Raw genomic sequence first — 20,853 nt, 5'->3', positions numbered from 1 at the left:
TTCGGATGACGACCAAGACCAAGATCACGGCGGCTCCTGGCCCGACCACGGTCACCTCGATCCGGGTGTGGGTGCGCGAGTTCCTCGACGGCGTTCCGCAGGATCCGATTCCCGATGCCAAGGTCACGCTCACGGAATTCGCGACCGGCAAGGTGGCCGCGACGGGATTGACCGACGGGAACGGCAACTTCAAGGCCACCTTCCTCAAGGTCGGCGATTATTACGTTTCGGTCTCCAAGCCGCTGTACGGGCCGGTCCCGACCGTGGGGAACAAGCCCGCCGCGGGCGTTTGGACGAGCCCCAAGACCTACTGCGGCTCCATCGCCTCCCTGCCGAAGGATCCCAAGAAGCCCAGCGACGCCTTGCCCGTCCTCTTCGATGCGCGCATGGTCACCGAACTGGAGACCCCCAATTTCATGATGGAGTTCGGGGATCGCTTGGATTACGACTTCGGGGAATTGCTCAAGGATCTCTCCCGGTTCCCGGATGGATCGCATGCCCATCAGGTAGCGCACTTCACCCATTCCGAGATGAAGGGCGGGAACCTGATCGCCGTGGTCAGCGCCGGGAAATCGCTCACCGTATTGAAGGACAAGCTCCCGGTAGACGAATACGAAACTTTGAAGACCACCTACCTGAAATCCGGGGACATCACGGCGAACGCCTACTATTTCGGATTGCAGAACGATCCGCGACGCCGTGGCTATGCGCTTATCAGCAACTCGAACTCCAGCGTCGCGCGGGAGTCGGGGTTTTCAACGGCCAGGACCCGCCTGGCGGCGGTGTTCGGGCATGAAATCAACCATTTCCGCAACCGCGTGCTAATCGACGGAATAGGCGGGGGCATCAATGCGACCAACTTCGTCGATCCGGCCTTGGCCGGGTCCACCGACGGAGAGGGTACCCGCTACCGCTTCATCAACGAGCTCGCGGCGCGGCACGAAGGCTGGCATGTGGCGAAGGACATATCCGGTGCCAAGGGCCCGCACGTACCCGCGGTTGGCGCTTTCTGGAACAAGATCGTGGATTATTCGGCCTGGTACACCGCGTTTGAGGATTTGGGCTATATGCAGGGCCTGAGCGCTGTTGATCGCCAAAAGCAAGCCTGCATCTGGCTAACCACCTGCGCTAACGTGATGATTTACCACTACGACGACCCGGTCAACAAGGCCATCCAGGCCATGATGAAGAGCGAAGCGAATTTGGGCGTCACGAACAACTACCTGACCATTGCGGGCGTCGCGCCCGATGGACTCGCATGAAAACGTCGGGCGGCGGATGCGGCTTGGATGAAAAGGCGGGATAAGTCAGAGATGGGAGCTGCTGATTATGGCCGGTAGCGCGGATGCCGCCACCTTGGTGAAACGGCTGTACGATGCGTTCAACGATCCCGGGTTCCTGGGGCTCGGGGGAACCGACGAGGACGGGGTGTTCGCCGCCCTGAAACAGGCGCGCGACCAAGGCAACATGCGCGAGGTCGATGCGCTGTACCATAAAACCTACCCCGATGAACCGACCCTCAGGGCCGAATTGGACGACGAGCTTTCCGGCGACGACCTTACCAAGGCGGTCGGCTACTACGATGAGGGCATGAAAGGGCCGGCCGCGAAAGCCCCCGTCGCCGCGGCCCCAGGCTCCCTGAAGAACGCCTGCTGCGATGGGACCTTGACGCCCAAGGCGCGGAACTGGCCGGACGATGTCTTGGCCACCCTCACCGCCCTCCAGCGGAAAATCGAAGGCGGCTCGAAGCCCACCTTCGGATCCCCGGCGGAAAAGTTCACCCACTTCGACCAGGATAATTGGTCCCAGAATCTGAACGACGTAACCAGGGGCCACAGCGTCGCGTTCTCCCCGATCACGGCCCCCTACGCGGCCGTGGGCGCCCTTTTCGATAACCTGGAGAAATGGACCCTGGACTGCGCGACCTATGCCGAGGTCGCCCTGCTCTTGGCCTGGAGGCGATATTCGGGTAGCGAAGCGGCGTTCAATAAGCGGTTCTCCGGCTTGATCCTGCGCAACCAGCATTCCGCGGGACTCCCGATGCAAACCGCGGTGGTCCAACCCGACGAGGCGTCCCAAGCGGCGGGCTTCAACGCCGCTTGGGACGCGGCTCCTCCGGGGACCAAAATCTCCTGGAAGAATATGAGCAAGACCGTCTTCGGCACCGCTTGGGAACATGAGTTCGGGATCAAGCGTCGCTCGGATGGATCAGCGGCCGGGACGACCTATGACGCCTTCCCCCTGGGATGCGATTTGTCCGAGGATGCGGTAAAGCGATCGCTCGCCGAACAGGCTTCCGATTTCCCTATGCGTTATACCCTATCCCAGTCGGCGGTGGATGAAGTCGAAGCGGAAGAGGTGCGATTAAAGCCCTTGCACACGGCCATGGCGCAAAGCATTCCGGTGCCCCCCACCGATCGGATTCCCCCCGAGGTATTCCGGAACCTGAAGGACAACGTGGTCGGAAATACCTATGCCGGCTACGGTGAGTTCTTGCATGCCCTGGGAAGGGCGAAGGTCCCGCCGGGCTTCGTGGAAACCTTCAAGGGCCAGGCGTCCAAATCGGCCGATCCCGCTCTGGCGGATGCGTACGTCAAGAAAAACATCTTCCGCTACGATTTTTCCAGGCCCGTTCTCTAAGGGCGCCGCGCCGGGCGTTACTTGCGCAGCTTGGCTTGGATGTATTCGTCCAGCGCATCCGAATGCATGAGCCCGGCCAACCGTTCTATCATTGGGATCGAATAATCCGGCTTGGCCTGCTTGACGTTCTCGTAATAACGTATCATGCAGGTTACCCCCGCCTTCGCCTGCCCGAATTCCGTGGCCTTCCGGAATTCCGGCTCGGTCGCGTCCTCCGCGAAACCCACCCGCATCATGCTGGCGATGCGGCCCGCCACCGGATCCTTGGGCAGGTTCTGGATTTCCTTTTCGAAAACCTTGGCGGTGCCCAGGTTGGCGTACGGAACGTCATGGGCCCAGGTGAGGACGGTTTTCAGGCTGTCCCCCCAGGTTTTCGCGTCGGGATTGGCTTCCAACCATAAAGCCTGGCGGTGGACCATCGGAGCCGCATCGCGGAAATCCTTTTCGGACTTCCATTCCGGGTGGTCCTTGGCACGCGCGGGCGCGAAAGCGATCAGAAGCGCGAAAACGGGAGCCGTGCGGAGGGCGAAATGGTTGGGCATAGATCATCCAATGTAAGTACCCGCCTTATCCTCGTCAGCACGCTCCCATCCGCTACCGGAAAGAACCCGTCTTTAGGAAATTCACCGTATATCCGATGGCTTTCGGATCGCGCATCAGGAACGGGTGCGAGACCGGGATTTGGATATGGTCCTGCATGCCCGCCAGCTTGGTGTTCTCTACGGAAACCTTGCCATCGTTCGGGTTGGGCAGGAACAGGGATAGGAAGAGATTGATGGACCGGGTCCCGGCGATGACCCCGACTTCGAAATCGGCGGGACCTAGTCGGGCGGGGATGCCGGTCTCCGATGTCCCCAATTGCATACCTGCCGGACCGTTGTACCAGCTGAAGCCCGGCGCCCAGGCCAGCTTGTCGACTACCTGGCTCCCGTGATTGGGCGGCCCCAGCATAACTACCCGGCCCAACTTCGGGAGCCGATGGTCGTTCAGATATTGGCGGACGAGGATGCCGCCCAAGGAGTGGGTGACGAAATGGATCTTCCCGCATTCCGATGGCAGCGAGGACCGGGCGCATTGCGCGAGGGCCAAGGGCAGGAACCGGTTCGCGAGTTCTTCGATGGGGTACTTCCGGGAAGGATAGCCGTGATTGACGACCAGAAAGCCTTCCCGTTCCAGCCGGGCCTGCATGACGGACATGGATTTGTCCGTGCGGGCCAGGCCGTGGAGCAATACGACGCATTCCATAACGCGGGTATTAGACGCGCGTCTTGGGGGCGGAAGTAGCCCGCTTCGGCGCGGGTTTCTTCGCGTTCGGATGCTTCGCTTCCGGCGTTTTCGCCTCCGCGGCCTTCGCCTCCGGGGCTTTCGCTTCCATCCTCTTCGCTTCCGGAGGGAAGCCGTACTTCTCCCGGTTCCGGTCGATCAGGATCATGGCGATGATCTTAGGCACGTATTCCCGCGTCTCCGCCGACATGTATCCCATGCGGTAGATGTACCAGAAATCGCGGTCATTTATGGGATCCTCGATCCGGCGCAAGGTCTTGCGCATCTTGGTGGCGCCCGCGTTGTAGGCGGCCATGGCCAGGGGGGCGTCCCCGAAATCGGAATACAGTGTATGCAGGTAATCGGCCGCCGCGCGCGTGGCGGCCCGCGGCCGGGTCCGTTCGTCGAGGGCGGCCGGCGCCGCTTTCCAATCCTCCGGCACCTTCAGATCGAAATCGCGGGCGGTTTCCGGCACCAGCTGCCAAAGGCCCCGCGCATCGTTGCCGCTCCGCGCGGCGGAGTCCAATAGGCTCTCCTGCATGGCGATGTAAAGGAAGTCGTAGGGCAGGTTCCTTTTCTTCAGCTCCTGGCGGATGAGCGCCTCGTAGCGCGGCTTGCGCGCGAAGCAGCGCGCGAGGGTGGCGCGGTTCCCGGGCGCGATGAAGTAGTCGATCTGGCCTTGCACCGTCTTGATGAAGCTCTCGGGTACGATGAAGGCCTTTTTGCCGAGCTCCTCCAGCACTTGATGCACGTCCGCCCCCAAGGGGTCTTGATAGGTGGGCGCGCGATCGGGGAGCTTCAGTTTCTCGCGCAGTTGGAAAAGCTGTTTTTCCGCCGCCAGCAATTGGTGCACGGCCCGCGCCCGTTCCGGCGAATCCTCCCCCGCCGCCGCCGGCGCATCCAAGCCCTTCTCCAACTCGTGGATCTGGGAAAGCAAATCCCCCTGCCTCCTGATCTTCTGCCGATAGCTGAAATTCTGCCAGCCCAGCACGGATATCCCGACCATGGCGATCCCGCCGAAGGCGCCTCCGATCCATAGGATGCGCCGGCGCGAACGCGCGAAACGCGAGCCGATGCCTCCCAGCCAATCGGCCACGCGCTCAGGCATCACGCCCCCTTGCAGCAGCCGCGCCAGCCGCTCGGGATCGCGCAAAAGGCCCTGCATCACTTCCTGCGGGCTGTTGCTGCTGCGCAATCGCTTGGCCATCTCCAGGATCAGGCTGCGATTCCCGTCGCGGCGGGACTTGCGGGCGAAAAGGCCCAGCTCCGGGGCCAGCATGGTGGTGGTTTCGCGGCCCTTGGCCAGCAGGGTTTCCGAGCCGGAGCGCTCCTCGGGGATGTCCATCACCTCCACGCGCATGGCCGGCCCGTCGTGGCCCAGCATGATGATCTCGCCGCCCAACAGCTCCCGCTCGGTCACGCGGGTTTTGCCTACGAAGGTACCGTTGGTGCTGTCCAAATCCCGCAGCCACAAGGATGCGCCTTTGAGGGCCACCAGGGCGTGCCGGGCGGAAACGATGCCGTACTCCTCGCCGGTGAAAGCCAGGTCGTTGCCATGGCTGCGCCCCACGGTCACGGACGAGAACACCTCGACCTTGCGATCGATCGGGGCGCCATCGACTACGGTGAGGAAAAACCGCTTCAGGAAGCCTCCCTTCGGACTTCCTATCATAACCCGGGACCCCATCGTCGGCAATCGCTGGTTCGCCCCGGTTCCGGAATGTTGGCGCGTCGTTTCCGCGCGGATTCGGGCAATCATGCCCACGATTCCCAAACGGCCGGGCGCGCGCCGGTCTTGACTTTCCGGCGCCGGACGGGACGTATCCCATCCGGGCTTGGATCACTCCGAAAGAACGATGTTGCGTTTCTTCGGTTCCGGGTTGTCGAGGAGGATGAAGAGGAGGCCCGCGGCGCCGGCGGCGACGGCGGCTCCGCCGGCCACCCAGTACAAGGTGCGCGGATTCGAAGGCTTGGATACGGTGGCGACGGGGGCGGGAGCGGGCAGCGAATCCTTATGGGCCGCGGCCTGGGGCGCGGGAGCGGTATCGGCAGGCGCGGCCGCCGCCATCTTGCTGTGTTTGTTCTCGTACTCTTCCTGCACGTTGCGGAAGATGAGGTAGATCATGTCGCTGGCGTACATGTCGAGTATGCGCGCGGTGGGCTCGATGGAGATGAGTTGCAACATGTAGTAGCGGCCCTTCTCCCGCGTGGCCGGAGTGGCGGCGTACATGACGCCCAAGTGCTTGAAGGAGAAAACGCTATCGGCATGGCTCAAGGGCTTGCGGCCTTTCAAAGCCGTATCCAGCAGGCGGATGGCCTGGTCGAAATCGCCATCCAGGTAGAGGCCATGGACGCGAGCGGTATCGATTGCGGGCTTGGGGGCCTTGGCGGACGCGGTTCGCGGCATAGACGGGGCTTTGGCGTGTCCTGCCGAAGCGGGTTTAGAAGTATCGGAGGCGGAAGCCGCAGTCTTTGCGCCGGAGCCGACGAATTCTTCCGGGGATTTGGCGGCGCAATGGAGGGCGAACGCCGTCAACAATACGGGGAGCGTGAACCGGAATGGAGACATGACCGAGAAGGTAATCATTCCCATTCCCGATTACATGCTGCCATTGGCTACGGCCGTGATCTCGGTCTGGGAAAGGACCCGATTATAGTAGCGTAAGTCATCCAGCCTCCCATCCCAGAAAACGGAATTGAAGTAACCCAGGTACATCTGGCTCAGGTTCCCGGTAACCGTGCCGGGTTGCGGAGTAGTGGACTGTAAGACCCCATTCTTATAAATCTTGATGTCGCTTCCATCATATGTTCCGGTGATCTGGGTCCATTCCCCCACGTTGACGGTACACCACGCGCTATTGGTATTGGTCGTACTGACGGCGAAATAAATCGCGGAACCCTCCGAAGCGAAATTCACCCCGCCCGAATAGACGAAATAGCGCGTATCGGTCGAAGCGGACGACGCGAGATAAATCCAAGCGGAAACCGTAACGGAATTCCCCGTCAGAATGGAAGCGTCTCCCATGGTGATCTGGCCGTTCCCGGAAGCGAAACTCACGGCCTTGCTGGCCGCGCCGGTATGATCGGCGACGAAGGTCAGGGTACCCGAACCCGTCCCATCATTGGCATTGGGACCCGAATCCTTGAAGTTCCCATCGAATTTGTACCAGGAGATCGGACCCACGGTCACTGCGATCTTGAAGTAAGCCGTTTCGGACCAGTTCCCCACGGAATCCTCTTCCTGCACGTAGAGCGTATGGTACCCATCGGCCAAAGCCGGGGACGTGAAACTCAAAACCTTGGCGGTAACGGCCCCGGAGGTGAGGATGGAATCGTCTAATTTGTAGCGGAAGGTCCCGCTCCCGTCGCCGCCCGAAGTCCAGACCCAAGTTGGCGTGGGGGACTTGAATATCGTCGGATTGGACATCACCGGTATTCCGGGAGGCGTTTGATCCAGTCGCGTAACCGTAACCCGATAGCTTTTCCGGGAATTATCTTGCCCCGTGACGAGGATCGTGACGATGTTCTGCCCCAGATGCAGGGGGATGCCCGGGGACGACCCAGCTGGGACCCCGTTCACGGTGTAGCTGGTGCCGGGGGAATTGGGAACGGCGTTCACCGTGATCATGGATAGATTCTCCGGTACCGAAGCGGTATACGCCGTCACGGTCGGGGAAAACTCCGGCGCCAAGGTCCCGGTCGAAAGGGTAAGGCCTTTGAGGGTCGCGTCCGTGGATGCCCTTACGCTCACGATCACTACATCGGAATCCTTTTGCCCGTCATCGTCGGTAACCCGGAAGGAACAAGGCACCTCTACCTGGCCCGCCAGGGAGGCGACGAGCGATGTCTCCGGCGGGGCTACGCTATAGTTCCCCGAGCCGATCTTCCACTCCGTTTTGACCACTTTTCCTAGCCTATCCGACGCTTTGCCGTGGAGATAAACCAGGGCGCCCGCGTCAACGGCGGTATCCTTGCCTGCGTCCGCCTTGGGAGGATCGGCTTCCACTAGGACGGTCACTTGTTTGGTCTGGACTTTTCCCGCCTTGTCCGTCACCTTCAAGGTGACCGTATTGCTGGCCGCCGGTAGGAAACGCTTTCCCGCCTTCAAGGCGGCGTTCGTCCCGGATAGGGTCCCGACCAGGTCGGGCGATCCGTCTCCGTCGAAATCCCAACTGTAGGAATCGAGAGGGGCGGATCCCGTTACCGTAGCCGCGAAAGAAACGGAATCGTTAATGGAGATATCCGTGTCGGAAGGGGTGAACGCCAAGATGACAGGAGGCGAGGACTGGGTCACGGTGGGGGCGACGCTTATCATGAGCGAAGCTGAAATCCGTACTCCGGCATCATTCTCCACCGTCAGGACGACCTTGAATGCCCCCTCCTTGCCGAAGCGGTGGCCGCCGGCGATGGTCGCCGCGATGCCCGATAGGGTTCCCGCCGAGGCGGGGGATGCGTCACCGAAGTCCCAAGCGTACTGCTTGAGGGAACCGGCGTTGACTTCCGCCTTGGCCGCGAAGGAAAGCGAATCCCCTACCGTAATCGAGGAGTCCCCGGGAAAGGCCGTAATCTTGGGTATTTGGCTCGAGATCGAAAGCGCTCGGGTCGCGATGGTCTCATTGCCTTCGCCGTCGCGCACCAGGAACCGAAGCGATAGGGTCCCGGCCTGGCCGAAGGTCCGCGGGGGCGTGATCAAAACGCTGGCCTGGGAAGGCATTCCCGAGGCGGAATCGTCCCATGCGCTATCGCCGTCTAAGCTCCATTTGAAGGCGGATATGCCGCCGAATTCCTGGCGCACTTTCACCGCGAAGCTGACGATGGCGCCGATCGAAACGGCGGTATCCCCTCCCGGATCCAGAATGGGTGAATCCCGTACCACGGTCACGCGACTCGAGTCTTTGGAATTGCCGCTCCCGGCCCGGATGAAACAACTACCGGGGCCGATGGCGGTCACGAAGCCCCCGTTCACGGTCGCGATTTTCTCATTCGCACTCGACCAGGTTATGGTTTTACCCGTCCAGAATGATCCGCTCGGGGCGAGGGGGACGGCGGGGCCGCCTAGGTAAATGCGGAGAGTGTCGGGCTTGAGATCGAGCGAGGAATCGCCGCCGGATCCCGTATCGACGGGGATGACCACCACCAGGTTGGGCCCGGTCTCGGATTGGCTGCGCCCGTCATAATTCCGGGTTTCGGTCTTGGCCGGTTTTCCATCCTTGAAGCCGATCAATACGATTTGCACCTGTCGGCCGTCATAGCCTGGCGCGGGCAACTTCCGTAACTGCGAGGGGGAGGTCAACTTTCCCTTGAACAAGGTATCGATAGGGGTGCCGTTTTTCTCGGTCAGAACCACGGCTACCTGATCGAATGCCGTCCAGGTGGAATCCGCGCGTACGTCGAGGAAGGCCTGCTCTTCCCCGGTCATACGGCAAGCCCATACGAAGAGACCTAAAGCGACTGCGGGCAGTAACCTCCGGACTGCCTTACGGCACCACATAAGTCTTATCTGTGTTCTTCGGGTTCGCGCTGAAAACGAAGTAAGCGGCGATGCCCAAAGCCACCACGGCCGTGCCTCCGACCACTAAATATGTGGTCTTATGGCTGTTGCCTTCCTCCCGCCCCGCTGGGGCCGCGGGGCCGGCCGGCACGGGCCCGGAGGCGGCTTCGCGCCCTTCCCGCGACGGCGATTTCGCGGGTACGCTCACCTTCGCGGTATCCACGCCGAAGGATTGCTGGCGCGACATGAATTCCTCCCGCACCTTTTCGAAGATGCGATCGATCTCATCGCTCACGTACATATCCACCAGCTTGGCCGAAGGCAACAAGGCGAGCAGCCGGTACATGTAGTACTTGCCCTTTTCCCGCGTCTCTGGATTGGCGGTGTACACGACGGCCAGATGCTTGGCGATGAACACGCTGTCCTCGAAGCTATAGGTCTTATGGGCGGCCATGAACCCTTCCAGGGTGGCGGTCACCTTCTCGAAATTCCCGTCGTTGTAATCGGAATGGATCTTTTTCTGATCCAATCCGGCCGGATGGGAGGCGGCGGCAGAGGGCGCGGAAGGGGCCGCGGCGAAGGCGGCGGCTGAAAGAAGTAGGAAGTAGGTGATCCCGGAAAGGCTCGGCTTCATGTAAGGCCTCGAGTTGAAATGAATCGCGTGCCATCGGTCCCCTCCCCGGCGGGAGGCGTCCCCTGCGGCATCGTAACGAGGTAAAGTTAATTATCCGGGGATGGGCGGAGAGATCGGGTCATTCCCACGCATTGGGGGAACGCGCCTGATTGGTGTCCGGAACCGCCGGCCCCAATAGCATTTTCGAGAGCGTAGCCGCGTCGACGGCCGGGCGCCGGGGCACGGTCATGGGGGCGGGCAACCGGCGGGGCCCGGTTTCATCGGCGGCCAGGGGGAAGTCCTCCGGTCGGCCATGCTGTTCGCGAGGCGCCAGCAAGGGCATCAGGTCGGGGGCCATCAGCCGCAGGATGCTGACCGGAAGGGCGCTCGTGAACCCGTACTTGTCCGCCTCCTGCCCGTGCACGTGGGCGGTAAGGGTGCCGAAGAAACGATCGCCCAGGAAGAAGACGAAGGTGGCCGTGCGGTTCACCGCCCGGGATTCGATGAGCTGACCGCCCTTGCCGAAGGTCTCGAAGCGGTCGTCGCCCGTGCCCGTCTTGCCGCCCAACGGGATGTAGCCTCCGCCCGGAAGCGGGAAGGCCTTGTAGCCGCGCGCGGCCGTGCCCTTCTCGACGATGTCTAAGAGGCAAGGCATGAGGGTGCGGCAAATCTCGGGGGCCAAAAGGCGTTTGGGCGCGGCGTCGGCCCGGGAGAAGATGGTTTCGTAAGGCGTGCCTTCCGCGAAGCGGAGCCGATCGATCAGTTCGGAAGGGTATTTCACCCCATCGTTGAGGATGATGCCGACGAGTTCGGCCAGGGAGTTGGGTCGATCGGCCGAGCTTCCGATGGCGGTTGCGTAGGAGGGCACCAAGGATCCGAAGGGGTAACCCAGGCGTTGCCAGGCGCGGTGGATTTCCAGGAAGGCTTCCACTTCCATGATGCCGCGGATGCGCAGGTCCTGGGCCTGCTTGTGGCGGGTCTTGAAGAGCCACTGGTAGGTCTCCTGGATTTGGTCGCGGCTGGCTTCCTTGACCTGGCTCCAAGCGGCGCCGGGATGCGCGCGCAGGTAGCCTACCAGCCAGAGTTCCAGGGGATGCACGCCGGCCACGTAGCCGAGATCGGCCAGGTTGAGATCCTCATCCTGGTGTTGCCGGTAAAGCTGGGACAGGGACTTTTGGGGATAGAGGGAATCCCCCAATTGCCCGCGCATGAAGTCCGCGAAAGCGGAGGTGTCGGCTTTGGGATCGAGATACAGATAGGCGGCGGCCAAGCGTCGCGGCACCGGGCGGAAGCCGTGGAAGAAAGCCTCGGTGACCTGGGCGGGATCGAGTCCGCGGTACTTGCGATAGAAGCGCCCGAGGAACACCTGCCCCTCCTGTTCCGCGAACTTCGCGAGATAGGACTGGCGTTGCTCGGTAGAATTGGAATCCAGCAAGGTCGCGCGCGAGATGGGGAGCTGCGCCTGATAGTATTGGACGATCTCCCGCATCAGCCGGATGAAGACCAGGTTGACGGAGTGGCGGAAGGCCGTCTTGATGGATTGGATCCCGCCCTCGTTGGCCTCGAAGTTGACGAAAGAGTGGACGCCCCCGCCGGTGAAGAACTTCTCGTTGGTGGCTCCCGAGAACTTGCGCTCCAGCGAAGCATCGAGCATGGCCATCAGGCCTTCGTCCGACTTGGGCATGAGGGCTTTAGCAGACTGCGTTTTCGCCGCGACGGTCCCTGTTTTCGCTTTGTCCCCTTCGGCCTTAACCCTGGCGACTTCTGCTTTCGCTTTGGCGCTGTCCGGCTTGGGGGTGATCCCGGCCGCCTCGTCGGCCAGGTAACCTGCGGCCCAACGCGTGAGCGGATCGGGACCGGAAGCCTCCAGGTCCTTCAGGGTCTGGCGGTCCTTGCCTAAAAGGCTCGCCCGCAAATCGGTCATGATCTCCAGGTAGTTCACCAGGGTACGCAGCTTGGCGGTGGATCCCAGATCGAGCTTGATGCCCTCGTTGATGTTGAGCGGTTGCTCGTAGTTGTCGGCTTGCACGCGCAGCAGGTTGCGTCCCTCCACGGTTTCGTAGAGGGTGAAGCTGTAGACCACCTTGGCGGGATCCCCTTTCTCCAGCAAGCGGAAGGAATGCAAGCCTACCGAGTCGACGAAATCCGGATCGGCCAAGCGCCTCAAGGTCCGCACCACCGACTTCTGCGCCCGGCCGTCCAAGGTGGTGCCCACGGTGAGGTCGAGGCGATCGAGATCGTAAAGCCGGGGAAGGCCCAGCTGGGTGAGCAAGGTGTTGCGCACCGAGTTGACGTGCTTGCGTTCGACGAAGGCGGCGGGAAAGAAGGCCGCCGCGCGGCGCATAAGCTCCGGGTCGGAACGCAGGGCGGCGTCGCGCAATTGCGGGCTGATCACCCCATCCCGCCCCAGGATGCGCAGGTAGTTCTCGCTGATGGACTTGAGCGCGTCCCGGTGCTGCAACAGATAGGAGGTAGGGCGGCGATGGGCGATGAACAGGTTAAGGACTTGGCGGTAGCCTTTGCCCAAGGCTTCCATGTCCACGCCCGTATCTATCCCGTTCTTTCCGGCGCCATGGCTCCCGGGCGAACGCATCATGCGGTTGATGGAATCGAGGGAGGCCCCGTACCAGGCCAAAAGCCCGTCGGAGAGGCCGTTGACTTCGCCGTAACCGGGGAGCGCTGCCAAGGGTACGGTGTTCACGTATTCGAGCAGGATCCGTTTGCGCGCATCCAGGGTGTTCGCTCCGCCTTGGTACGCGCGCAAGCTGGCGGAGAGCATCTGCCGCCATTTCTCCTTGGGGCCCAGGGTGCGGCCTTCTTCGGAATGCATGTACTTCTCCAATTGCGTGGCCAAGGTGCTGCCGCCCGCCACGTTGCCCGGGTGGCCCAGCTTCTGCCGCGCCAGTTCCACCGCCGCCTTCGCCATGCGGCCCCATTCGACGGAGGGATTGCGCTCGGGCCATGCCGAATCGAGCAAGGATTTGTTCTCGATGAAAAGCAGGGTCTTGACGATCGGATCCGGGATGGAGTCGAAGGCGGGATAGATCTTCAAGGGATAGTTGACCTTGAACATCGACTGCCCGCGATTATCGAGCAACGCCAGCCCGGCCTGGGTCTTTTCGGGATAGGTCGGATTAATCCCCTTCTCGGCGAGCTTAAGCATCAACGAGGAGAAGCGGGCCTGGCTTTCCACCTGGTAGCCTTGCGCGCGCAGGTTCGCCGTGAACCCGGGGATGTCCGTATAGCCGCGACGCTCGTCGGTGGGGCCCTTGTCGGGGAAACGGATCTTGTCGGTGGCGCCCGGCCCGGGCGCGTACCACAGCCCGCGCGCGAGGCCGGCGAAATAGCGGGCCTGGAAATGCGAGGTCGAGATCTCGTAGCTGGCGAACGCGATCGCCGCCGCCCCGGCCAGGATGGCCATCGCGATCAGGTAAAGCAGGATGCGCCGGACGAAGCGGCGCTTCAGCAAGGCGGGGATAGCCGAAAAGGGATCGCCGAAGGGGATGTGCCGCGACGCGCCGCCGCGCGCAGGGGGTAACATCGACGCTTCCCCGGTCGCCGGACCGTCCGCTTGCCCCGGCCCCTCCGCGGGCTTGATCATTCTTCCTGTGCCTTCGCGCCGCGATGTACTGGAGGAGTCCATTCACTCGCCCCGCCGGCCCCGTTTTTGGAGCCCGCCGCGGCTTGGAGTATATTGTAGCATCTCGGACTCGCCGAGGCCGGGAGTGTGATTATGAAAATTGATCCCGCGCGCCAACCGGAAACCGAACACGCGGGGGGAGTGCCCCAAGGAGTCCGGGTTCTGGCTTTCCTGTGCGGCATCCTGGTCTGTTGGCTCGGCTTCAAATCGGCGCGCCAGGATTGGCGCCGCATCGACACGCTCGTCCATCTCGATCGCCTGTCCCCCGCTTCCGGGAAATTCCTCCGCGTCAACGTCCGTAAAGATACCCTCGCATCCGGGGAGGATTGGTACCCCGACGTGCTGTACGATTATTCCGTCGCCGGCCAGAGCATTTGGGGATGGCGCCTTTCCTTCGAGGAGGAGCCCAGGCCCAAGGCGTATTGGGAGGAACGCTTGAAGGGATATGCGCCGGGAGCCCCGGTCACCGTATACTTCGACCCCGCGGCCCCCAAGGAATCCATCATCGAAAAGAAACACGACGGCCTGTTCCGGGTATGGATGAAATTGGGCCTGGGAGCCGGATTCCTTTTGGTCGGGCTGATGCTATCCGGCTTGTCCCTGTCGGGATGGTTCCGGAAATGAATCCAGGCCTCTGAAATGTATCCGGGACTTTAGAAGATAAAGCCGGCCATGAGGGCCAGGTTGGCGGTGCGCAAGTCCACCGCGTCGGTCTTGTCCAGGCTCTTCTGCCCGAAGTTGACCCGCAGCTGGAACGATCCCAAGCCCCATTCCACGCCCGCCCCCACGCATAAGCTCCATTCGTACGGGGTAAGGTTCTCCGGGAGCACGATGGGCTGTTCTTCCTGGGGAACGACTATGCCGTCGGCGACGTCGATATAATCCGAATAGGATTTCCGCGAAAAGAACCATGCGAAGGAGGGCCCGCCGAAGAAGATCGGCTGGACCTCGGTTCCGGTCGGGGCGGTCACCTTGATCATGAAGGGGATTTCCAAGGCGTGCAGCTTGAAGGTGCTGACCAGCTTCCGATCGGACCCCAAGGTGGAATCGTAGACGTTCCTGCGGGTGGAGCCGCTTTTGCCCACGTAGAGCAAGTCGGTTTCGACGCCCAGGAACGCGGGCAGATGGAAAGCCAGGGAGAATCCCACGGTGGGCCAGATTTCGAAATCGAAATCCCGGACGTCCTTGCCGTAGTAAGAGGTGCTGGTGACGCCGCCCAAGAGACCCAAGGCCACGGGCTTGCGTTCGGCGGAAGCGCTCCCGGCGCCGAGGGCCAGGAGCAAGAGGACTAAGCTGGGAAGGCGGGCGTGAGTGCTCATCCGTGGGATTATCCCAATTGTCGGATGGAGCCGCAAGCGGGGTCTTGCGCCGGCGCGGAAAAGCGCCGTCAATCCCCGTCCGGCTTACTGGATCTTGACTTTCAATTCCTTGCCGAGGGCCTGGGCCACCCGTTCCAAGGTGGAGAGCTTGATATCGTCCGCATGGTTTTCGATGCGGGAGATGGCGGTGCGCTTGGTCTTGAGACGGCCCGCCAACTCTTCCTGGGAAACCCCGACGGATTCCCGGGCCTTACGCAGCATTTCCCCGACGCGGGTGTCGCCGGCGGCGCCGGTTCCGCCTTTGGCGGACGTCTTCTTCGCGGGCTTGCCTGCGCTCTTGCTCTTCTTCGCTTTTGCCATCAAGGCCTCCTTCTCGCCTCGGAGAACGTCCGTGTAACGGGCATATAGGTTAACTCCTAGGTTAACCCCTGTCAACCCTTCCCAGCCTGCCCGCGCTCGTTTCGAGGCGGCTGGCGGAGGACGGAACGAACGCGCGGGCGCATGCCTAAAGGCGGGAAAATATGGTAAATCCGTCCCTTGGCGGCTACCCCCGGGAGAGGCGCAAGCCCGGGAAAGCCGGGCGGTTAGATCCCGATGCGATCCCGCTCCAGGAGATCGGAATTCGCTTGGCGGGTACGCGGGATGCGGCCGGGCAATCGCCGCACGTTCTCGTGGATGGCGTCCAGGATCCAATCCTTCTGCGGGAAGAAATCGTTTTCCATCTCGGCGGCGGGCGTAATCCAATTGCGCGCCCCGACGGTGGCCACCGGGGCGTCGAGATCATCGAAGGCGGCCCCGGAGATGCGCGCGGCCATGGTATGCAGGAAGGACCCGCGTTCGCAAGCATCCGAGGCCAGCACCGCCGCGCCCGTCTTGCGCACTGAATCCAGGATGGGGCCGTAATCGAGGGGGTTGAGGAAGCGCGCATCGATGACCTCGGCGGCGATCCCGTAGTCGCGTTCCAACTCCTCGGCGGCCTCCAGAGCCCGGTAGAGCGTGGCTCCCAAGGTGATGAGGGTAAGATCCTTGCCGGAGCGGCGCACGGCGGGCATGCCGAGTTCGATCTCGTAATACCCTTCCGGAACGCCTCCGGGCGCGAAGCGTTCGGTCTCGGCGTATAGCCTTTGGCTTTCGAAGAAGACGACGGGATCGGTGCCGCGCAGGGCCAGGTTGAGCATGCCTTTGGCATCGTAGGGCGTGGCCGGGAAGAACACCCGCAGGCCCGGGATATGCGCGGCCAGCGAAGTCCAATCCTGCGAGTGCTGGGCGCCGTATTTGGATCCTACGGAGACCCTGAGCACCAAGGGCAAGCGCAGGGCCCCGCCGGACATGGCTTGCCACTTGGCCGCTTGGTTGAAGACCTCGTCGCCGGCGCGGCCCAAGAAATCGCAGTACATGATTTCGGCCACCGCGCGCCCGCCCGAAAGCGCGTAGCCCACGGCGGCCCCGACGATGGCGCCTTCGGAAATGGAGGTATTGAAAAGGCGATGGTAGGGCAGGCACTCGGTGAGCCCGCGGTAGACACCGAACGCCCCGCCCCAGTCGCGGTTCTCCTCGCCGAAGGCGATCATGCCCGGGTCCACGCGGAAGCGGTGCAGCATGGCCTCGAAGAGGGCGTCGGAATAAGTCAGGTGGGCGCGGCCCTTATCGCGCAGGGCCAAAAGGCGCGGATTGCGATCGGGCTCGATGCGGATGTCGGCTTCGCCCTCGCCCGTCCGTTCGGCGGTCCCGTAAGAGAACATCAATCCCCCGATGGCCTCCGCGGGAAGGCGCGGGGTCCGTTGCGGGGAGGCGCAGTGGGAAAGGGCGCGCGCCATGCGGGCTTCGGCATCCATGCGCAAGGCTTCCAGATCGCCCGGCCCGCAATGCCCGTTCTCCGCCAGGTACCGTCCGAAGGCGGCGATGGAATCGGCCTGCTGCCAGCGTTCCACCTCGTGCCGATCGCGATAGGAAGAGGCATCCGAAGGGGAATGCCCGGAAATGCGATAGGTGATGGTATCCAGCAGGGCCGGCCCCCGGCCTTCCTTCAGGATCTTGATCTTGCGTTCGAAGGCGTCGGCCAGCGCCAGGGGATGGTAACCGTCCACCCGTTCGGCATGCAGGTTTTCCGGGTTCACCCCCGCGCCGATGCGGGCCAGCACCCCGAAGCCCATGGTCTCGCCGAAGGTCTGCCCTCCCATACCATAAAAATTGTTCATGAAGTTGAAGAGCACGGGCGGGGCGCCGCCCAAGGCCGGGCTCCACAAGGTCCGGTATTGATCCATGGAGGCGAACATCATCGCCTCCCATACCGGCCCGCAACCCGCCGCCGCGTCCCCGAGGTTGGCCACCACCACGCCGCCCTTGCGTTGCACCCGCTTGTGCAGGGCCGCCCCCGCCGCGATATCGGCGCTGCCACCCACGATGGCGTTGTTGGGCATGATCCCGAATGGCGGGAAGAAGGCATGCATCGATCCGCCCAAGCCCCGGTTGAAACCCGCGTCGCGCCCGAGGATTTCCGCCAAGGTCCCGAAGATCAGGTAATCCAGCGCCAGCTCGCGCGGCCCGCCCGTGGCGGATTCTGGGTGGCCGCTTCGCATACCTTCGACGGCGCGCAAGGTGCGACCGCCGCCGTAGGCCTCCAGCATGGGAAGGATACGGTCTTCCGGCAATTTGGCGATGGCGGAGAATCCTTTGGCGAGGATCTCGCCATGGCTGCGATGGGATCCGAAGATGAGATCCTCGGGCCCCAAGGCCCAGGCCATGCCCACGGCCGCCGCCTCCTGCCCGATGGAAAGGTGGCAAGGGCCTTTGTGATCGCAAGCGATGCCTGCGTATTCTCCTTGCACTTTTATGCGCTGTAACATGGTTTCGAATTCGCGGATGAGGATCATGTCCCGGTACATGCGGATAAGCCCCAGGCGCCCGAAACGCGCGGTTTCCTCGGCGGGCGTGGCGCGGTAGGCGTTCAAGGCGATGGGGCCGATTTCCAGGACGCCGGGTTTGCGCACTTGGGCGGGCAGGATGGGGAGGCTTTTGGGCATGGGGCAAAGTTAAAAACCGGCGGCTACCTCCCCACCGAAGCTGGGATCACCCGGGGATGCCTTTAGTAAATTCTTACCTATGAAGTCCGTGCGTGTCCGGTACTACGCCCAATTGCGTGAAGCCTTGAAAACCGGCATGGAAGAGGTGGAAGTGGAAACGCCCGTGGACGAGCGCGGCCTTCTGGAGCGCTTGGCCGCATTGCATCCGCGCCAACGCGATTTGTTCCTGGCCAGCCGTATCGCCGTGGGCGACGCGTACGCCCAAGCGGGCCGGTCTTGGCAAGGTTCCGAACTCGATTCCGGCGTAGATATCATCTCCCCCATCAGCGGCGGATGACGGACGAGAGCCGGATGACGGACAAGAATATGGACGCGACCATTCCCGACCCGAAGATCGTCGGGCTCACCCCGCAGCCCCTGGATATCCCGGCCTTGCGGTCCCAAGTGGCGGATCCGGCCGCCGGCGCTATCTTGGTCTTCGAGGGGACCGTGCGCAACCACTCCGAAGGGCTAACCGGCGTCATCGCGCTGGAGTACGAAGCCCATCCGACCATGGCGCAACGCGTCCTGGCGGAGATCGTCGCAGCGGCCCATCAAAGCTTCCCCATCGCCAAAGCCGCCGTATGGCATCGGCTGGGCCGCGTCGAATTGGGCGAGCCCACCATCGCCATCGCGGTCAGCGCCGCCCATCGCGACGAAGCCTATCGCGCTTCCCGCTACATCATCGATCGCATCAAGCACGAGGCCCCCATTTGGAAACGGGAGATCTGCGCGGACGGGACGAGCGGATGGAGCCGGGGATGCACGGCGCATTCCGGGCACGGCGGAAACAGCGGGCACGTCGGGGGTTGAAACCCGCAGCGAAGCATCAGACGTAAGGACTTCCCATGGCTCCCATCGCACCCATCCTCGACAAGGCCCTTGCGGGCATCCGCCTAAGCCAAAGCGATGCCTTGGCCCTTCTCGCTTCGGACGATTGGACCGACATCGTCGCGGCCGGGCACCGGAAGAGGCTGGTCATGCACGATCCGGGATCGGTGAGCTATACCGCATACAGGGTGGTCAATTACACCAACTTCTGCGACGTGGATTGCTCGTTCTGTTCCTTCAAGGACGAGATCGAAAGCGATCGCGGCTACACCCTCACGCTGGAGCAGATCGCGGCCAAGACCGAAGAGGCCTTGGGGCTGGGCGTAGACACCATCTTCCTGCAGGGCGGCGTCAATCCCAAGCTCCCGCTCAGCTATTACGTGGACGCGCTACGCATGCTCTCCGGGAAATACCGGGTCCACGTCCGCGGATTCTCCCCGATCGAATTGCTGCGCCTGGCCCAGAAGGAGAATCTGCCTCTGCCCGAGCTGCTCGTCATCCTGAAGGAAGCGGGCTTGGGTTCGGTTCCGGGAGCCGGGGCCGAAGTCCTTACCGCGCGCATGCGCGAGATCCTCTCGCCGAAGAAGCTGAGCGCGGCCGACTGGTGCCGGGTGATGGGCGAATGCCATAAGCTGGGCCTCAAGGGATCGAGCAATATCGTGTTCGGCTCGGTGGAAACCCGGGAGGACGTCGCCGAGCATTTGTCCGCCATCCGCGATCAGCAGGATCGCACCGGCGGCTTCCTGGCCTTCATAGCCTGGGCTTTCCAGCCGCAGACCAAGAAGTTCACGGTACGCCACGTGCGCGGCTGGGAATACCTGCGCCTCATCGCCGTGGCCCGGTTGTTCCTGGACAACATCCCCAACATCGAGGTGAGCGTGCTCGGGATGGGGAAGGAACTCGGCGAGCTGGCGCTCTACTCGGGCGCCAACGACATCAACAGCATCGTGATTGAGGAAAACGTGTTGCGTTCGTCCGGGCTCAAGACCCTGGGGGCGGCGCGCAAGTTCATCCGCGAGGCAGGCTTCACGCCGAAACGACGGACCCTAGGATACGAGTTCGGCCGCTATCCGGAGGAGGAAGCGGCCGGAATCGGCAGCGCTACAGCGCCGATACGTGGGACTTGAAGCGACTGGCATAACGGGTGGCATCCCCTTGATCGGCCAGGGCCTTCAGTTTCGGATCGCCGTTGACGATCTTGGTGATCGCCTTCACCCGGTTGCCGTTGCCGGGATGGTCCGATAGCCATTGGGGTACGCCCATGCTCTTGGCCCGTTCGAAGTACTTGGCGATCCCCAGGGTATTGCGTTGCACCCTCCCCAATGCCAAGGTCCCGCCCCTATCCGCCTCGGTCTCATCGCTGCGCGAGAACTTGAGGCCGGCCAATTGGAAGGCCGCCCCGGCGGCCATCTGGCTTCCTTGTCCCGCGTTGGAGGCCACCAACACGGTCTGCAAGGCGATGCCTAAGGTGGTGTTCTCCGCCAATTGCCGGCTGTAATGGTGGTTTATCACGTGGGTGATCTCATGTCCGAGCACGCCCATCAGTTCCGACTCGTCGTTCAGCTTCTTCAGGATTCCGGTATAGATGTAAACGTATCCGCCCGGCACGGCGAAAGCGTTCTCCACGTCCTTATCGATCAGGGTATAGGTGAAGGGATACGAGGGCTTCTGGCTGGCGGGCCAGCTGTCCACGATCTCCTTGGCCAATCCGATGATATAGGTTTGCATCTCCGCTTGGGCCTGGTTCTTGGGCACGAAGATCGGCATCTCGCGCTTCGCGGTATCGTTGGTGGTCAGGGTCTTGTTGAATTCGGCGCCGAGTTTCATCTCATCCTGTTCCGACACCAGCATCTTCCCCATGCCCCCGAAGAAGCCGGCGCATTGGACGAAGAGGAGCAAGGATACGGAAGCGGCGGAATAGCGGAGGGCGGATGCGGTTCGCAGGCGAAGCATAGTCGGCCTTTCCGGGTGGACGGTTCCAGAAGACATGGGCA

At 62.5% G+C, this 20,853-nt stretch carries 17 protein-coding genes; 6 read left to right on the top strand and 11 right to left on the bottom strand.

Features of this window, described 5'->3' with window-relative positions; genetic code table 11:
* Positions 1-5: 5 nt before the first annotated feature.
* A complete protein-coding gene (locus JF616_06530; protein ID MBW8887401.1) occupies positions 6-1,262 on the top strand; it encodes a carboxypeptidase regulatory-like domain-containing protein in 1,257 nt (418 codons plus the stop codon).
* Positions 1,263-1,329: 67 nt separating this feature from the next.
* Positions 1,330-2,640, top strand: coding sequence for a hypothetical protein (locus JF616_06525; GenBank protein MBW8887400.1), 1,311 nt, complete (start codon positions 1,330-1,332; stop codon positions 2,638-2,640).
* A gap of 17 nt (positions 2,641-2,657) precedes the next feature.
* Here the strand turns inward: JF616_06525 and JF616_06520 are convergent, their stop codons facing one another.
* From JF616_06520 to JF616_06490, 7 genes are all read right to left on the bottom strand, one after another.
* Positions 2,658-3,182: a hypothetical protein gene (locus JF616_06520; protein MBW8887399.1), complete on the bottom strand. Its 525-nt coding sequence runs from the start codon at positions 3,180-3,182 to the stop codon at positions 2,658-2,660.
* Positions 3,183-3,234: 52 nt separating this feature from the next.
* Positions 3,235-3,885, bottom strand: a complete 651-nt coding sequence (locus JF616_06515) for an alpha/beta hydrolase (protein ID MBW8887398.1) — start codon at positions 3,883-3,885, stop codon at positions 3,235-3,237.
* 10 nt (positions 3,886-3,895) lie between these two features.
* On the bottom strand, positions 3,896-5,575 hold the full coding sequence (locus tag JF616_06510; protein ID MBW8887397.1) for a transglycosylase SLT domain-containing protein: 1,680 nt from the start codon (positions 5,573-5,575) through the stop codon (positions 3,896-3,898).
* A 168-nt stretch (positions 5,576-5,743) separates the two neighbouring features.
* Positions 5,744-6,310, bottom strand: a complete 567-nt coding sequence (locus tag JF616_06505) for a hypothetical protein (GenBank protein MBW8887396.1) — start codon at positions 6,308-6,310, stop codon at positions 5,744-5,746.
* 192 nt (positions 6,311-6,502) lie between these two features.
* Complete coding sequence (locus tag JF616_06500) at positions 6,503-9,322, bottom strand: cadherin-like beta sandwich domain-containing protein (protein ID MBW8887395.1); 2,820 nt, start codon at positions 9,320-9,322, stop codon at positions 6,503-6,505.
* Positions 9,323-9,380: 58 nt separating this feature from the next.
* Entirely contained in the window at positions 9,381-10,028 is a 648-nt protein-coding gene (locus JF616_06495; GenBank protein MBW8887394.1) for a hypothetical protein, read from the bottom strand.
* Between the two features lie 118 nt (positions 10,029-10,146).
* A complete protein-coding gene (locus JF616_06490; GenBank protein ID MBW8887393.1) occupies positions 10,147-13,548 on the bottom strand; it encodes a transglycosylase domain-containing protein in 3,402 nt (1,133 codons plus the stop codon).
* Positions 13,549-13,740: 192 nt separating this feature from the next.
* On the opposite strand from JF616_06490, the gene JF616_06485 reads away from it, so the two are divergent.
* Complete coding sequence (locus tag JF616_06485; protein ID MBW8887392.1) at positions 13,741-14,271, top strand: DUF3592 domain-containing protein; 531 nt, start codon at positions 13,741-13,743, stop codon at positions 14,269-14,271.
* 29 nt (positions 14,272-14,300) lie between these two features.
* Here JF616_06485 and JF616_06480 read toward each other — a convergent pair whose 3' ends face one another.
* The 3 genes from JF616_06480 to JF616_06470 form a co-directional block, all read right to left on the bottom strand.
* Positions 14,301-14,966 (bottom strand): PorT family protein, encoded by a 666-nt coding sequence (locus JF616_06480; protein ID MBW8887391.1) that lies wholly within the window; start codon positions 14,964-14,966, stop codon positions 14,301-14,303.
* 84 nt (positions 14,967-15,050) lie between these two features.
* Positions 15,051-15,326, bottom strand: a complete 276-nt coding sequence (locus JF616_06475; protein MBW8887390.1) for a helix-turn-helix transcriptional regulator — start codon at positions 15,324-15,326, stop codon at positions 15,051-15,053.
* Positions 15,327-15,550: 224 nt separating this feature from the next.
* Positions 15,551-17,989 (bottom strand): dehydrogenase, encoded by a 2,439-nt coding sequence (locus JF616_06470; protein ID MBW8887389.1) that lies wholly within the window; start codon positions 17,987-17,989, stop codon positions 15,551-15,553.
* Positions 17,990-18,068: 79 nt separating this feature from the next.
* Here JF616_06470 and JF616_06465 point away from each other — a divergent pair, with 79 nt between their 5' ends.
* From JF616_06465 to JF616_06455, 3 genes are read left to right on the top strand one after another with little or no spacing between them, the layout of a single operon-like run.
* Positions 18,069-18,326, top strand: coding sequence for a hypothetical protein (locus JF616_06465; GenBank protein ID MBW8887388.1), 258 nt, complete (start codon positions 18,069-18,071; stop codon positions 18,324-18,326).
* Between the two features lie 56 nt (positions 18,327-18,382).
* Complete coding sequence (locus JF616_06460) at positions 18,383-18,841, top strand: molybdenum cofactor biosynthesis protein MoaE (GenBank protein ID MBW8887387.1); 459 nt, start codon at positions 18,383-18,385, stop codon at positions 18,839-18,841.
* 35 nt (positions 18,842-18,876) lie between these two features.
* On the top strand, positions 18,877-19,986 hold the full coding sequence (locus JF616_06455; GenBank protein ID MBW8887386.1) for a CofH family radical SAM protein: 1,110 nt from the start codon (positions 18,877-18,879) through the stop codon (positions 19,984-19,986).
* Here JF616_06455 and JF616_06450 read toward each other — a convergent pair.
* Positions 19,961-20,812, bottom strand: a complete 852-nt coding sequence (locus JF616_06450; GenBank protein ID MBW8887385.1) for a M48 family metalloprotease — start codon at positions 20,810-20,812, stop codon at positions 19,961-19,963. The genes JF616_06455 and JF616_06450 overlap by 26 nt on opposite strands.
* Positions 20,813-20,853: the final 41 nt, after the last annotated feature.

The sequence above is a fragment of the Fibrobacterota bacterium genome, from assembly GCA_019509785.1.
Lineage (GTDB): Bacteria > Fibrobacterota > Fibrobacteria > UBA11236 > UBA11236 > Chersky-265.
This window is presented reverse-complemented; position numbering and strand designations above follow the sequence as displayed.